This window comes from Brachybacterium sp. EE-P12, assembly GCF_003711805.1.
Lineage (GTDB): Bacteria > Actinomycetota > Actinomycetes > Actinomycetales > Dermabacteraceae > Brachybacterium.
On the sequence record NZ_QXCP01000004.1, the window covers coordinates 38,311 to 52,784 of the forward strand.

A 14,474-nucleotide genomic window follows, 5' to 3' on the forward strand; every position below is an offset into this window, starting at 1 on the left:
AAGTGCGTGAGGAGCGTCTCGCCCACTCGGTCAGTGGGGGAGAGCGTCCGTGCTCCAGGGATATGAGGTCTGCGCTCCGTGTCGGGTGACCGCGAAGGCGCCCACGCGAGCAGCGAAGGTGCTCGCGGCGAGAAGGGGCTCGCCGCGTGAGATCGCGAGGCCAAGCGCGCCGACGAAGGCATCTCCCGCTCCTGTCGTGTCGACGGCGGGGACCGAAGGCGAGCTGACTTCACCCAGGGAGGGGCTGACATCGATCGCCTCGTGAACGGGCTCCAAGTCCGACGCGCTGACGATGGCGCCCTTGGCGCCGCGGGTCATGATCACCGAAGGGACACCCGCGCGCCGCAGCTCCTGGACGATGCGGGCGTCGTCGTGCGGCCCGTCGCCGGTGGCGAGCATCTCGAGCACCAGTCGTCCCTCGTGCTCGTTGACCACGAGCGGGTCAGCACTCATGAGCGTCGAGCGTGCGACGTCGATGACCGGCGCGAGGTTCAGGACAAGACGCGTCCCGGTGCGGATGCAGAGCCTCGCCACCTCGTCGACCGCGTCTGCCGGAATCTCGCCCTGGGCGATGACCACGCTGCTGGAGGCGACATCTTCTGCGAGCGTGGCCACCAGCTGCGGAGTCCAGGTGCTATTCGCGCCGGGAGCGAGCACGATGCTGTTCTCCCCGGCGCTGTCGAGCGTCACCACAGCCAACCCGGTGGCGGCACCATCCACAGCAGTGAGGGCGCTCAGCTCGACACCTGCCTCGCGCAGGAGCGAGAGCGCGACGTCCGCACCGCCGTCGGTGCCTGTACGACCGGCGAATCTGACGCGTCCGCCCAGGCGAGCAGCAGCACAGGCCTGGTTCGCACCCTTGCCGCCGGGGGAGCGTCGCATCCGGGTGCTCGAGAGTGTCTCACCGGGCAGCGGGTGACGTGGGACCTCGAGCACAAGATCCACGTTGGTGGATCCGACGACGAGGATCCCGCCCGAGGAGGTGTCGTCCTGCGCGGCGACGCTGGGTACAGAGCCTGCTTCGATCACCACGCGCCTCCGGCGAGGTAGCGCTGAGGATTACCCGTGATCAGCTGTCGAGCGATGGGCCGCTCGACCCCACGTGCCACCAGGAGATCCAGGAAAGCGGTGGGCACGAGAATGAATCCGTTCCCTCCCATGCTGCTCCACATCTGCTTGAGGAACAGATCGTGGCTGAGCAGGATCTGGTCCGCATAGCCCAGATCGATCAAACGCGCCACGGTGTCGGCAGTCTCTGCGATGGCAGGCGATGCTCCTTCGCCGGGGAAGGTGATGTCCAGCCCGATCATGTCGAACTCGAGCCACACCCCCTGGTCCAGGAGCCGCCGCTGGTAATCGACATCCTCTCCAGAAGGATCGCTGTGGGCCAGGGACAGGCACGTCGGATCCGCGCCCATCTCGCCCACGGCGATGTCGAGCACTTCTTCTCCTCGCCTCTGCCAACCGGGCATGTGGATGTTCATCGCCGTGCCGGGGCTCTCATGCTGAGCGAGTGCGGCAGCTCGAAGACTCGTGCGCTCACCGTCAGTGAACTCCGGCGAGACTCCGATCTCGCCGATCATCCCGGCACGTATCCCCGAGTCAGCGACGCCGATGCGGAGCTCGTCGAGGATCTCCTGCACGAACGTGTCGACGGGTCGGTCTACGATCCTGTCGCCCTCGAACTTCTCGAGATACGCACCGGTGGACATCACGATGTGCAGCCCGGCCTCCCGTGACAGCCGCAACAGGTCCGAAGGGCTGCGGCCGATGGCAGACGAGCCGGTGGCATCCACGATCGTTCCGCCTCCAGCTGCCTTGAACGCGTTGGCCTCCGTGAGTACCCCCTCGAACTCCTTGGGGGCGACGTTGTCACGGCTGCAGTAGGGGTCCTGTCGAAGGGCCCATTGCAGCGAGGGCTCGACGGCGCGGTCCAGGAGCACTTCGCTGAACTCGTAGGCCGGAGGTGCAAGGCACGAGCTGAGGTCGTTGAAGAGGTGCTCATGGGGGAGTACCACTCCCAGCTCGTGCACCGGAACGGTTCCGGTCACCGTCTGCACGAGGGGAGCTTCGTGCGTCATGAGCGCACCTCCTCCGCCTCAGGGGCGGGGTCGATGCCGTCATGCGATCCCACCTGGCGCGGAGTCGCCTCGTCGCGGACGTGACGCGAAGGGATCATTGCGATGCCGGAGGCGAACAGGGCGACCAGAGCACCGAGGACCGTGACCACGTGCACCGCACCCATGCCCGGGATCAGTGAGTCGATGAGGATGGAACCCACCAACTGACCTGCTGTGGAGGCGAGGGCCAGCAGAAGCAGCCCCAGGCGACGCACCAGCAGTGCCATCAGGGCAATCGACGCGAGACCCAACGGGCCGCCCAGATACATCCACCAGGTGTCCGGGAGGGCGAAGCTCGCGTGCCCGGCCGCTACTCGGCCGAGGAAAACGGCCGTGAGGGCCACGAACCCCACGAGGAAGTTCCAGGTGATCGACACCAGCATTGAGCTCGCCAGCTTGCCGATATTCGAGTTGCCGGCAGGCTGCCACCCTGCGAGCAGACCTCCGACGAACGGCAGGATCACAAGGGCGAGAGTGTGCGGGGCCTCGAAGTTCGGGGAGACGACGAGCACCGTGGCGACCACGGCGAGCACGGCGCCGACGATGCGGAAGATGCTCAGGGCCTGCTTGAAGGGGACACCGATGCCGAGGCGGTCGCACACGACACCTGAGATGACCATGCCGGAGATGAGGGCGGTCTGGAAAGTGGCGACTCCGAGCGCGCCGACCGAGATGCCCTCGGAGAGCACGATCACCGCGCCGCACAGGCCGGCGAAGAAGTTCGGCCAAGGAAGCGTGCCACGGCGCAGGTGGCCGGGCAGGGACAGGAAGGCCCGCCTCGTCGAAGGCCGGGGCAGGATGATCACGAGCATCAGCACGAGGCCGGAGCCGAAGCTGACGATTGCGGCCAGATGCCCGTCCCCGAGATCGGCGCCGAGTCGGCCGTTGACGGCAGACTGCATGGGCCCGAGCATGCCCGCCAGAACGGTGAACAGGACGAAGAGTCCTACTGCTGCGGTCTTGGCGACGGGCGGGCGGTCGTGGACGACGTTGTCCGTGCTCTGGGACATTGTCAGCCCTCCTTCTCCGTCTCGCCGGCCAGCCATGCCATGGCCTGGGAGAACAGCAGGCCGTAGCCGTCCCATTCCATGAACTCCGTCGGTGCCCAGTGCGGGGAGACGTCCGAGGCGAACGCCAGAGTGCGGCCTGCGCCGACGTGGCGCACTGCGAGGAGGGGATCGCCGTCGACCTCGGCCAGAACAGTCGCATCCGCCTTGGCGACGAGCTGCTGGTAGCCGAGCAGGATCGGCCAGGTCTTCTCGAGACCGCTGACGACCGGGTGCTCGACATCGGTGAGAGCACCGGTGACGCCCTGGGGCGACTCGACGCGGTCGTCCCATCGGTGGATGTCGACGGGCAGGATCTCCTCGATCGCCGTGCCGGCGTAGTTCGCCTTTGCCCCGAAGCCCTGGAAGGAGAGGTATCCCCCGGCCATCATCAAGCCGCCGCCGTCCTGCACCCAGTCGCGCAGAAGGTGCAGTCGGTTCGGGGCGGGCCTCCCGAGGTCGAATACCTGCGGCGGGAGCAGCAGGGTGTTCGAACCGACGTCCGAGAGCAGCACGACGTCGTAGACGTCGAGCTCTTCCCGGGTGAGAGGGAAGAACTCCGCCACGTCATGCGAGCGCATATGCGTGACCTCGTGCCCACCGGCGCGCAGCGCCTCGAGGAGCTGAGCGCAACCGATCTGCACCTGCGTGTGGGGGAAGGGGTCGTAACCCTTGTGATCAATGGTCGCGCTGACCCACGACTCGCCTGCCAACAGCACCTTCGCCATCTCTGCTCCTCCTCGAACGTCTACTGGTTGCGTTGCGCAACGCTTGCGCAACACCTGCTGCAGCTGACTCTAGGGCTGCGACGTACGGTTGGCAACCCGATCCCGCGTACCCTGTCGGCGCAGCACCACTGGAAGGGGAGCCATGTCGATCTCAGCGGTCGCCCGAGAAGCCGGCGTCTCGACCTCGACCGTCTCGCGCTTCCTGAAGGGGGAGCTGCGGGTCAGCCCCGAGACCGAGGCCCGTATCCGGACCGCGATGGGTTCCACGGGCTTCACAGCGCCCAGAAGCTCCGTGCGGCATGTCGCACTGATCATTCCGGAGCTGTCCAATCCCTACTTCGCGCAGCTGACGCAGGCGATCACAGACGCCGCTCACCACCGCGATATCGAGGTGTCCGTGCTCGTCTCCGACGGTCTTGAGGCACGTGAGCACAGGATGGTGTCCGCATGCGCTCAGAGCTCTCGCCGGGGAGCGGACGCGATCCTCTTCGTGTCGATGACAGGCAGCGGTGCGCTCCTCTCGGAAGTGCCCGAGAACTTCCCCTTCGTCGTGATCGACGAGAAGCTCGACGGAGAGCTCGCCGAGGCTCGGCACTTCGTGGGAGCGGACAACTTCGAAGGGTCGTATCGGGCGACGACCTACCTGCTCAGCCAGGGGCACCGACGCATCGCGCACCTCGCCGGTCCCGAGCGCCTCGGATCGGCGCGGGACCGCCTCCGAGGGTATCTACGGGCGCTGCGGGACGCCGGCCTCGCGACTGATCCTCAGCTGGTTCTCGAAGGACCCTACTCGGAGTCGTTCGGGGCGAGCGCGCTCTCCCGCATCCTGCGACTGGATGATCCGCCGACTGCGGTGTTCGCTGCGAGCGACATCGTGGCGGTCGGGCTGTCCTCGGCCGCGCCGATGCACGGCATCAGCATCCCGGCCGAGCTCTCCCTCATCGGGTTCGACGGGATCGAGCAGGGGGCCTGGGTGACTCCGCAGCTGAGCAGCGTCGTCCAGCCGCTTGCCGAGATCGCCAAGCAGTCGCTCGACCTCCTCAGGACTGACGGTACGCAGACCGAGCCGACGGTTCGCCTCCTGCCGATGGAGCTCAAGATCGCGGGGTCGGTGGGTGCGAGCACGTCCTCACGAAGCTGAAAGCAGTACCTGCTCGAACAGCTCGGCGGCCCGCTGCAGCTGCGCGATCTCGAGACGCTCGTCCGCGGAATGCATCTGTGCGGAGTCCCCAGGGCCCCAGACGACCAGAGGGACTTCTGGCCGGAACTGGTGGAGGACGGATCCGTCGGTGAAGTACGTGACCGGTGAGGGGTCGACCTCGGCAGGCAGCGAGCGGACGAACGGCGAGTTCGGGTCTGTGCGCAGGGCGGCGAGGTCAAGAATCTCCTCGACCTCGTCGATCCCGCCGGTGCGACGCCAGTGTTCGACCAGTGGTCCGGAATCGGTGACTGTGCGTATGTCGACGGTCGCGGCGGCCCTTGCAGGAACGATGTTCGTCGCGTCCCCGCCGTGGAAGGTGCCGATCGACGCGGTCTCAGCGCCGAGCACCTCGTCCTGACGCAGCGGGGTGGTGGCCAGGGCCGGACCGAGCGCCGATGCGAGGCGCATCACCGCGTTGACGCCGTGCTCCGGTGCCGAGCCATGAGCCGACCGGCCGTGCGCGACCAGCCTGAGCCAGGAGGCTCCTCGATGGGCGCAGCGCACCGAGAGGGACGTAGCTTCGGGCACGATGATCCCCGTCAGATGCAGATCGGCGACCGCGTCGCGGGTGCCCTGAGCGCCGAGGGATCCGATCTCCTCGTCGGCAGTCAGCAGCAGGTGTCCGCTGGCGCCGGCGCTCGAGGCCTTGAGAAGCGCACCGGTCGCGGCGGCGAGACCGCCTTTCATGTCGACGGAGCCGCGCCCGTGGAGGTAGCAGTCGTCGGCCTCGCCGCTGTACGGATCACGTGACCAGCTCGCCTCGGAGCCCACCGGGACGTTGTCGACATGGCACGCGAAAAGCGGGGCGGCGAGGTCCGGCCCGACGGAGATCGAGGTCCACGGATGGTCGTCTCCGCCAGTGGAGATTCGGGCGTCGGGGGCGCTGTCCAGCACCACCTCGGTGATGAGTCGCTGGACCTTGCGCATGCCGTCGACGTCGGTTGACGTGCTCGGGATGCGGACGAGGTCCGTGGCGAGGGCGATGATGTCGCTCACAGGAGCCTTCCACAGGTTCGGTTCGGACGCGGCAAGCGGGTCTTCGCTCTGCACAGTAATCAGGTGGCAGGACCCGCGGGATCGAATCCGGTCGCGGATGTGGCGGTCTCAGCCCCCGTACACCCGCACCCCCACCACCCGCGTCTCGGGCACCCCGTTGGTGTCCTCGACCACCAGTCGCAGCGCGTCCGTGGTGACCGGGGCGTCCAGGCGCAGCACCCGGCGCCGCTCGCGGTTGTCCTGCAGGGAGGCGAGGTGGTGCCAGGCCCCGTCGGCCCGGGTCTCGAGCCGGGCGTTGCGCACCAGGGTCGGCATGATGTCGTCGGGGGAGCGGTGGTGGTGGAGGTTGATGAGGTCCTCGTTGAGGTCGTCGTCGAAGAGCAGATCCACCTCGGTGATCGTCTGCGGCTCCTCCCAGACGAGCTCGAGCACGGGCTGCGGGTCCTCTGCGGCCGCGGCCGAGATCCACATGTTCGGCCCGCCGTAGGGGCGGGCGTATCCGCCGAGCGCACGGGCGGGGGCGAAGGCCGACGTCGGGCTGAGCAGGCGGAAGCAGATGCCCTCCCCGTGCAGGGTCTCCTTCCACTCCCGCCACTGCTCGGTGAACTCCTCCCCGCGCGGCAGCAGGCGCCGGTGCATGGTGACGGTGCCGGGCTCGGCGTGGTCGCCGCGATGGATCCGCAGCAGCGGGTTGCTGTGCAGCACCACGACGAGGTTCCGCGGCTCGGCGGGGGTGTGCGCGAGGGGCAGGCGCACCCAGGAGCGACCCCGCGGGACCACCACCCGCACCGTCTCCAGCTGCTCGTGGGGGAGGTAGTTCTGGGGCTTCGAGGTGGTGTGCAGCGCGGCGGAGAGCTCGGTGTCCTCGGCGGCGTCCACGAGCACCTCGAGCCCGTCGATCCCGGGGTCGACGGGCAGAACGAGGCTGAGGTCCTTCTCGAGGATCTGCGCTCCCGTGCTGGTCGTCGAGGCCAGGCGGGTGCGGGTCGAGCTGGCGCGGGCGCTCGCCGACAGCGCGAGGTTCGCGGGGTCGGTGTCGGGGATCCCCAGCGTCGAGGCGTCGGCGCGCACCAGGGCACGCTGCAGCTGCGGGAGCTCCTCCTCGGCGAGGGCCCGGGGCGGCACGTCGAGGCGCTGGGTCAGGGCGGCGCCGATCCCGGCGGCCTCGCCGAGCACCGCGCAGGTCGCCATCACCCTCGTGCTGCCGAAGGCGACGTGGCTGGCGCTGATGTCCCGCCCGGCCATCCACAGGTTCGCCACGTCGCGGGAGTACAGGCAGCGCAGGGGGATGTGGTAGTTCCCGTCGGGGTGCCAGTGGCGCGAGCCGCGCTCGGAGGCGTACACCCCGCCGACGGGGTGGAGGTCGATGGACCAGCCGCCGAAGGCGACGCGGTCGGCGAACTCGGTCTGGCCGAGCACGTCGTGCTGGGTCAGGACATGATCGCCGACGAAGCGGCGGTACTCGCGCTTGCCCGGGACCGCCCCGATCCACTCCAGGGAGAGGTTCTCCGCGTCGAAGCGGCCGGAGTTCTTGATGTGGTCCCAGATGCCGTAGCAGACGGCCTGCAGCTCGTCGCGGATCCGCTCGTTGTCTCGCACGACGTCGAGATCGCCGCCCCATTCGATCCACCAGTAGTCGCAGCCGTTCATCTCCTGGCGGATCACCCGGTTCTCGGGGATCGAGGTGGTGGAGATGTCGATCGCGAAGGGCGGGGGCACGAAGCGCTGCGGATGGCCGACGTCCTTGGTGTAGAACAGGATCGTCGAGCCGAGCATGTCCTCTCCCGGCAGCTCCGGCGCCCAGGACTCGTCGAACTCGGAGCGGGGCTCGCTGCCGCGCCGCGAGGACGCGCCGGCCAGGTGGCCGACGAGCCCGTCGCCGCTGCAGTCGATGAACGTCCCGGCCTCGAAGCGGAGCCGACGCTCGGAGCCGCTCATCCACCCGGTCACCGAGCGCAGCGTGCGCTCGCCGTCCGGGCCGTCGGCCTCGACCTCGGTGATGTCGGTGTTCAGGAACAGGGAGATGTTCTCCTCGGCCCGCACCTTCTCCAGCAGCAGCAGATCCCAGTAGTAGGGGTTCCCGTCGGGGTTGCGGTACTGGTTCTCCACGAACAGCTCGCCCATGATCCCGGTCTCGCGGGCGAACATGTGGATGCCGTGCGCGGTCGCTCCGCACACCCACACCCGCACCTCGCTGGAGGAGTTCCCGCCGAGCACGGGCCGGTTCTGGGCGAGGGCGACGCGGCGGCCCTGCCGGGCGGCGGCGATCGCCGCGCAGATCCCCGCGAGGCCGCCTCCCACGACCATGATGTCGGTGCGGATGGTCTCTGTGCTCATCGAGCGGTCATCCCTTCGAGGTGGTGGGGCGGTGCGAGTCGGCGGGGCGGGGCGCTTGTCCGGGACCGGTCCCGAATGTCCCGTCGTCGACGTAGCGGGTGGTGGGGTCCGCGGAGCGCTTCTGCGCGACCAGCAGCCACAGGAAGCTGGTGGACAGGACGTCGCTGACGCGGCCGGCGTAGTACTGGGTCCAGACGGTGCCGTTGCGGACCCCGGTGTACAGGGCCAGCTCCGCCTCGGCGGCGATGGGGGAGTCCGCATCGCCGTGCAGGGCGATCGTGGCGGCGCCGGCCGCGGCCGCGTCCCGCAGGAACGAGACGGCCTCCTGGTCCCGGCCGGAGCGCCCCAGGACCACGACGGCGTCCTGCGCGGTGAGCGTGTGCGCGACCAGGCGCAGCGTGGTGTGCCCGGCCTCGTGGAACCAGGCCGCGACCCCGATGCGCATGAGCCGCATCTGCAGCTCGCGCAGCGCGATCGAATCGCCCCAGTCCCCGTACAGGTGCACCCGATCGGCCGCGGCGATCCGGGTCGCCGCCGCCTCGAAGAGCTCCACGTCCATCAGGTCGACCGCATCGCGCAGGGAGCGGGCGGCGGTGCCGGCGAGAGTGTCGAGCACGCGGCGGGGCGGGTCCTCGGGGGAGACGGCGCCGCCGATGTCCCGCTCCCAGCCGGACTGTCTCGTCCGGCCGTTGTCGAGCGCGATCGCGGAGCGCAGCGCGGGGAAGCCGTCGTAGCCGAGCCGCGTGGCGAGGCGGGAGACGGAGGCGGGGGAGGCCCCCGCGATCCGCGCGATCTGCGTGATCGAGATGCCGCCGGCGCGCAGCGGGTCCTCGAGCAGCGCCTCGGCGACGGCACGCATCGTGGGGTTCAGCCCGGGCAGGGCCTCGCGCAGCCTCTGGAGAGCGGAGGCCTCGGACGACGGCCGGGTCATTTCAGCGCGCTCTCGGTCATGGCGTGCACGAAGCGACGCTGGAAGACGAGGAACACCAGCAGGATCGGGAGGATCGAGAGGACCGCCGCGGCCATGGACAGGCCCGGCGCCATCGCCCCGGTCTCGTCCACGAAGCTGGTCAGCCCCAGCGGCAGGGTGTACTTCTCCGGGTCGGAGAGGAACACCAGCGGCGTCTCGTAGTCGTTCCACGACCACACGAAGGTCAGGATCGCCAGCGCGCTGATCATCGGCATGGCGCTGGGGAGGTAGATCCGGGAGAAGATCCGGAACTCTCCGGCGCCGTCCAGGCGCGCGGCCTCCGCGAACTCCCGGGGCTGGGCGACGAAGTACTGACGCATCAGGAAGGTTCCCAGCACCGTGAACATGCCCGGCAGGATCAGGGCCCACAGCGTGTCGTACAGGCCCAGCTGCTGGAAGTAGACGAAGCGCGGCACCAGCAGCAGCTGCGCGGGGATCAGCGAAGTCGCGAGATATGCGATGAACACCGTGTTGCGCCCGCGGAAGGGGAGCGTCGCGAAGGCGTAGCCGGCGAGCGTGGCGGTGGCGAGCTCGCCGAGGACCCGCATCACGGCGACGAGGACCGAGTTGACGAAGGAGGGCAGGATCGAGGTCTCCCCGAACAGCACCTCGGTGTAGTTCTCCCAGCGGGCGTCCTCCGGGATCCACTGCATCGGCACCAGGAAGGCGTCGGCGTCGGGCTTCAGCGAGGTGGAGATCATCCACGCGAAGGGGAGCAGGAACACCAGAGCGAGCAGCCACAGTGGGACGCCCCAGGCCCAGCGGCGCAGCCGTCGGCGGCGGGTCTGCAGCGCCTGGCGCTGCGCGTAGCCGGTCGCGGCGGAGCCGCCGTCGGCGCTGAGGGGGTGTGCGGTCGTGTCAGTCATTGAGGGACCTCCCGCGCTGGGCGCGCCACATCAGCAGCATGATCGCGAAGATGCCGAGGAACGTCACCAGCCCCACCGCGGAGGCGTATCCGAAGCGGTAGAACTGGAAGCTGGTCTGGTACATGTAGAACGAGAGCGTGGTCGTGGAGTCGCCCGGCCCGCCGTTGGTGATCAGCGCGATCATCCCGAAGGTCTGCGAGATCCCGACGAACAGCGTCACCAGCAGGAAGACCGTGGTCGGCAGCAGGGACGGCCAGGTGATCGTGCGGAACATGCGCCAACGACCGGCCCCGTCGATCTGCGCGGCCTCGTACAGCTGCGCGGGCGCGTCCTGCAGGGCCGAGAGGTAGATGAGGTTCGCGTAGCCCGCCTGCGCCCACACGGTCACCAGCACCAGCGCCGGCAGCGCCCAGCGCGAGGAGGCGAACCACTGCGGCAGGTCCTGGAGCCCGAACGAGCCCAGGAACTGGTTCACGAGCCCCGCCGACGGGTCCAGCAGCATCTGCCAGGTCATCCCGATCGCGACGATGTTGACGATGTAGGGGACGAAGAACGCCGCCCGCAGCAGCCCTCGTGCCGGCAGGTCACGGTTCAGGGCGAGCGCGAGGCCGAGCCCGACCACGAGCGTGAGCGGCACCGCCGCGCCCGCGTACAGGATCGTCAGCCACGCCCCGTTCCAGAACGAGGGGTCCTTGAGGACGGCGACGAAGTTGTCGATCCCCACGAACTCGATGCCGCCGAACCCGGAGACGAGGTCCCACTGGGTGAAGGACAGCAGGATCACCGAGACCAGCGGGATGAAGGTGAAGGCGAGCACGCCGAGCAGGTTCGGGGTGATGAACAGCCAGCCCACGATCGGGCGCGGATCGGCAGGGGAGCGGCCCGTGCGGCGTCGGCCGGTCGCGGGGCGATCGGTCGCGGTGCCGGCGTCAGCCTGCGGGGTGCGGGTGGTGGTCATGGCTGGCCTCACTGCTCCGCGAATCGGTCGATGAGCGCCTGGGTGTTGCGGTCCACGGTGCGGATCGCGCGCTCCGGGCTGCGTTCGAGCAGCCAGCACACGTCCCGCTGCTGCTCGTACTTCAGGGAGATCTCCGAGTAGGGGGTGAGCTCGGTGTCCAGGTGCAGCTCCGGCGGGCCGTCGAAGAGCGTGCGACGGAAGGACTCCACGTCGAAGAACTCCTCGGCGCCCTCGCCGAGGAGCCCGGCGAGGATCTCGTCCTCCTCGACGTCGCTGATGATCGACATGTAGCCGGCCTTGAGCATGTCCCTGGCGCCCTCGAGCAGCCAGAACTTGCAGAACTCCCAGGCCCACTCCTGTTTCCTGCTCTTGGCGTTGATCTGGATGAAGGCGCCGTACTCGCCGGTGTTCCAGTCCTGCCCCTCGACGGTGGGGATCGGAGCGGCGGAGACGGAGAAGTCGTGCGGGTACCCCTCCTGGTCGTTGAGGAAGCGCAGGCTGTACGGGGCGGTCACCCAGGAGGCGAAGTCCTCGGCGATGAAGTTGTTCTGCTGGTAGGCCTCGACCTGACGGGCCAGCGCCTGCGACCACGGGTAGAGCACCCCGTCCCGGATCAGCGAGGCGGAGGTCTCGAAGTGCTCGAGGAACGCGGGATGGGAGAAGTTCGAGTCGCCCTGGTCGGTGAAGCGGTAGTCCGGCCCGATCGCGATCCGAGGCATGTCCGGCAGCGTGTAGCTGCCGTGGTGCCCGTCGCGGCTGAGCCGGTCCAGCACCTCGAGGTACTCCTGCCAGGTCCAGGACTCCGGCAGCTCCACGCCCGCCTCCTCGCGGAGCGTGTCGTTGAACAGGATGAAGTTCGGGGCCCGGGTGGTCGCGATCGCGGTGACCGTGTCCCCGTCGATCAGCGCCATGGGCTGGTCGGGATCGAGGAACCGGGCGAGCTCGGGCGTGGCGCGCACGCGGTCGCCGAGGTCGGCGGAGATGTCGGTGCCGCCGCGCATGGCGAGGTTCTCGACGCCGAAGGTGAAGAACACGTCGATGTCGACTCCGCCCTGCAGGGCGGTGTTGACCTTGAGGTTCCCGCGATCGTCGTTGACGTACCGGGTGTAGCGCACCGGGATGTCCGGGTGCGCCTCCTGGAACCGGTCGATGAGGTCCTGCGGGCCGCTCTCCGGCGGCAGCCCGCTCCACACCTGGAGGGTGTCGGGGTCCGTGGCGGCGCCTCCGTCACCGCAGCCGGCGAGGGCCGTGGCGCCGACGGCGGCCGAGGCTCCGGCGAGACCCATGAGACCGCGTCGGGTGAGCGTGGGCTCGGCGGACCGGGGCGCGCGGGGACGCGGCGGACGGAGAGGGGGCGGAGGAGCGGAACGGCTCTGCATGGGTGATCCTCGGACGCGGCGCTGCGTATCGGGTGTGCAAGACGTGGCGCACAAGATTTGCAGAGTTAGGAGCCAGCGTCAAGCAGTCGGCAAAAGATGTGCAGACGACGCCCCGTCGGCGCCGCCGCGTTCACCCGCCCTCGGTGAGCGCGGCCTGCGGCAGCCAGTCGGCGCCGAGCAGCGCGGCGACGTCGCCGAGACCAGCCGTGTCGCCTCCCACGGTGTCGGAGGCGGCGGCGATCCGCTCGACCATCACCTTGGAGACCTGCTCCTCGACGGTGTCCTGCGCGTAGGCGATGTGCCAGGGGGAGACCTGGTGGTCTCGGTGGGTGCGGCCGGTGACCTGCCGGCCGGCGATGCCGGAGAAGCGCGCTTGGTGGAACAGCCCCATCCGTGGCGCGGTGCTCGCCTGCCGCCCGCCCGGGAGGCTCTCCCCGGCGTGGAGGCTGATCGAGGCGACCGTGGTGAACACGCAGACCTTCGCCTGCCCGGTCTGGAAGCGCAGCCGCTGCTCCTCGACGTCGAAGCGGTCCCGGCCGTAGATGGTGGCGACCTCGATCCCCGAGTCCTGCAGGCGCTCCGTGATCGGGTCGGCGGCGGTGGTCACGAACTCGACCGAGCAGGCCACCTGGCGCTCGGCCTCGACCTGCTGCGCGATCCACTGGACCGTCGAATCGACCCGGATCAGGCCCGCCTTCTGCCGGAAGCGCAGCAGCGCCGCCCGGCCCTTGGCGGTGCTGCGCCCGCGGCGGGCGAGGTCCATCTCGCGGCAGAACTCGCCCCACTCCGCCTCGTAGGCTTCGCGCTCCGCCGGGGTGAGCGCGACCGGCATCCCCGTGATCGGCACCGGCCCCCAGGGCGCGGCGCGGTGCAGCATCGCGGCCGGTTCCGCGTCCGCCAGCCAGCCGCGTACGCGCGCGAGATCCTCCGCCCGACGGGTCGCATCGGTGGTCCAGGTCGCGCCGTAGCGGCCCTTCTCCAGCGCGATCCCGTGCCGCCCGAGCGCGGAGGCGAAGGTGGCCGCGGGCTCCTTCGTCGAGGACCAGGCGGTCATCGGTTCCTCGTGCACCTGCGCGTAGGCCGGCGCCAGATAGGGCAGCTCGAGCGGGGTGTGCCCGGGCGTGGCGGTGGTCGCGATGACGAACGGCGCCTTCTCCGCGGCCTTCCCGTGCCCCGAGACCCGCGCCCAGAGCTTCCATCGCTTCGTGCTGGTGCGGCGCAGGGCGTGCGCCTCGTCCGCGATGATCACGTCCCAGTCGTGGCCGGTGACCTTCTCGAGCCGGTCCCAGGTGATCACCACCCACTCCAGGCCGGAGTCGCCGAGAGCGGTGATCGTGCGGCACCAGTGCCCGATCGTGATCGCCGCCGGACGGTCCGCGATCACCATCACCCGCTGCGCCCCGCGCAGGTCCCCGACCGCGCTTGCACCGAGCACCGCCGAGATCGTCTTGCCGACGCCTGGCTCGTCGGCCAGCAGGAACAGGCGCCCGCCCGCCGCGGCGCGCGCCGCGATCGCGTCGGCCGCCTCGTACTGGTTCTGCCGCGGCTCGAACCCGTCGGTCGGCGCGGGCACCGGGGCGGGGGAGCCGGGGTTGTGGAGGTTCTCGAGGAAGCGGCCGAGCGTGTGCGGACCGGGGGAGTAGGGCTTGAGGTGTGCCGGCAGGGTGCGGCCGACGAACACGTGCATCTTCACCGCTGGGTGCCAGGAGGCGCCCTCGACCTGCGTGCCGTAGGGGACGTCCAGGATCCACAGCCGTTCGCCCGGGCCGACGAAGGGCAGCTCCTTCGGGGAGCGGCGCGAGGCGCTCGAGGAGCGACGGCGCGAGGACCTGCGACGGCGGGTGGAGGAGCGACGGGAAGCGGGCACCCGGCG

At 69.6% G+C, this 14,474-nt stretch carries 12 protein-coding genes; 1 reads left to right on the top strand and 11 read right to left on the bottom strand.

The genetic code is table 11. From position 1 onward, the window contains the following. Positions 1-30: 30 nt before the first annotated feature. The 4 genes from D1648_RS03345 to D1648_RS03360 are packed head-to-tail and all read right to left on the bottom strand — an operon-like array spanning position 31 to position 3,894. Positions 31-1,032, bottom strand: coding sequence for a ribokinase (locus tag D1648_RS03345; protein WP_370239758.1), 1,002 nt, complete (start codon positions 1,030-1,032; stop codon positions 31-33). After that, positions 1,026-2,081, bottom strand: coding sequence for a phosphotriesterase (locus D1648_RS03350; RefSeq protein WP_122939412.1), 1,056 nt, complete (start codon positions 2,079-2,081; stop codon positions 1,026-1,028). Before D1648_RS03350 ends, D1648_RS03345 begins: the two co-directional genes overlap by 7 nt. After that, positions 2,078-3,205: a DMT family transporter gene (locus tag D1648_RS03355; protein WP_370239760.1), complete on the bottom strand. Its 1,128-nt coding sequence runs from the start codon at positions 3,203-3,205 to the stop codon at positions 2,078-2,080. The genes D1648_RS03350 and D1648_RS03355 overlap by 4 nt, the downstream gene beginning before the upstream one ends. Then, positions 3,133-3,894, bottom strand: coding sequence for a glutamine amidotransferase (locus D1648_RS03360; protein ID WP_122939414.1), 762 nt, complete (start codon positions 3,892-3,894; stop codon positions 3,133-3,135). Before D1648_RS03360 ends, D1648_RS03355 begins: the two co-directional genes overlap by 73 nt. Positions 3,895-4,036: 142 nt before the next feature. On the opposite strand from D1648_RS03360, the gene D1648_RS03365 reads away from it, so the two are divergent. Beyond that, a complete protein-coding gene (locus D1648_RS03365; protein ID WP_122939415.1) occupies positions 4,037-5,035 on the top strand; it encodes a LacI family DNA-binding transcriptional regulator in 999 nt (332 codons plus the stop codon). On the opposite strand, the gene D1648_RS03370 is transcribed toward D1648_RS03365, so the two are convergent. The 7 genes from D1648_RS03370 to D1648_RS03400 form a co-directional block, all read right to left on the bottom strand. Then, positions 5,024-6,091 carry a M20/M25/M40 family metallo-hydrolase gene (locus D1648_RS03370; protein ID WP_122939416.1) on the bottom strand — a complete coding sequence of 356 codons (1,068 nt, stop codon included), beginning with the start codon at positions 6,089-6,091 and terminating at the stop codon, positions 5,024-5,026. The two genes, D1648_RS03365 and D1648_RS03370, sit on opposite strands and share 12 nt — an antisense overlap. A 108-nt stretch (positions 6,092-6,199) precedes the next feature. After that, on the bottom strand, positions 6,200-8,428 hold the full coding sequence (locus D1648_RS03375; RefSeq protein ID WP_122939417.1) for an FAD-dependent oxidoreductase: 2,229 nt from the start codon (positions 8,426-8,428) through the stop codon (positions 6,200-6,202). A 7-nt stretch (positions 8,429-8,435) separates the two neighbouring features. After that, positions 8,436-9,359: a MurR/RpiR family transcriptional regulator gene (locus D1648_RS03380; protein WP_122939418.1), complete on the bottom strand. Its 924-nt coding sequence runs from the start codon at positions 9,357-9,359 to the stop codon at positions 8,436-8,438. Further along, on the bottom strand, positions 9,356-10,264 hold the full coding sequence (locus tag D1648_RS03385; protein WP_122939419.1) for a carbohydrate ABC transporter permease: 909 nt from the start codon (positions 10,262-10,264) through the stop codon (positions 9,356-9,358). The genes D1648_RS03380 and D1648_RS03385 overlap by 4 nt, the downstream gene beginning before the upstream one ends. Further along, positions 10,257-11,222 carry a carbohydrate ABC transporter permease gene (locus D1648_RS03390; RefSeq protein WP_122939420.1) on the bottom strand — a complete coding sequence of 322 codons (966 nt, stop codon included), beginning with the start codon at positions 11,220-11,222 and terminating at the stop codon, positions 10,257-10,259. The genes D1648_RS03385 and D1648_RS03390 overlap by 8 nt, the downstream gene beginning before the upstream one ends. Positions 11,223-11,230: 8 nt before the next feature. After that, on the bottom strand, positions 11,231-12,508 hold the full coding sequence (locus D1648_RS03395; protein ID WP_241155340.1) for an ABC transporter substrate-binding protein: 1,278 nt from the start codon (positions 12,506-12,508) through the stop codon (positions 11,231-11,233). Positions 12,509-12,731: 223 nt separating this feature from the next. Then, the gene (locus D1648_RS03400; protein ID WP_122939422.1) at positions 12,732-14,468 is read right to left on the bottom strand and encodes a helicase; all 1,737 of its coding nucleotides are present in this window, start codon (positions 14,466-14,468) and stop codon (positions 12,732-12,734) included. Positions 14,469-14,474 lie beyond the last annotated feature (6 nt).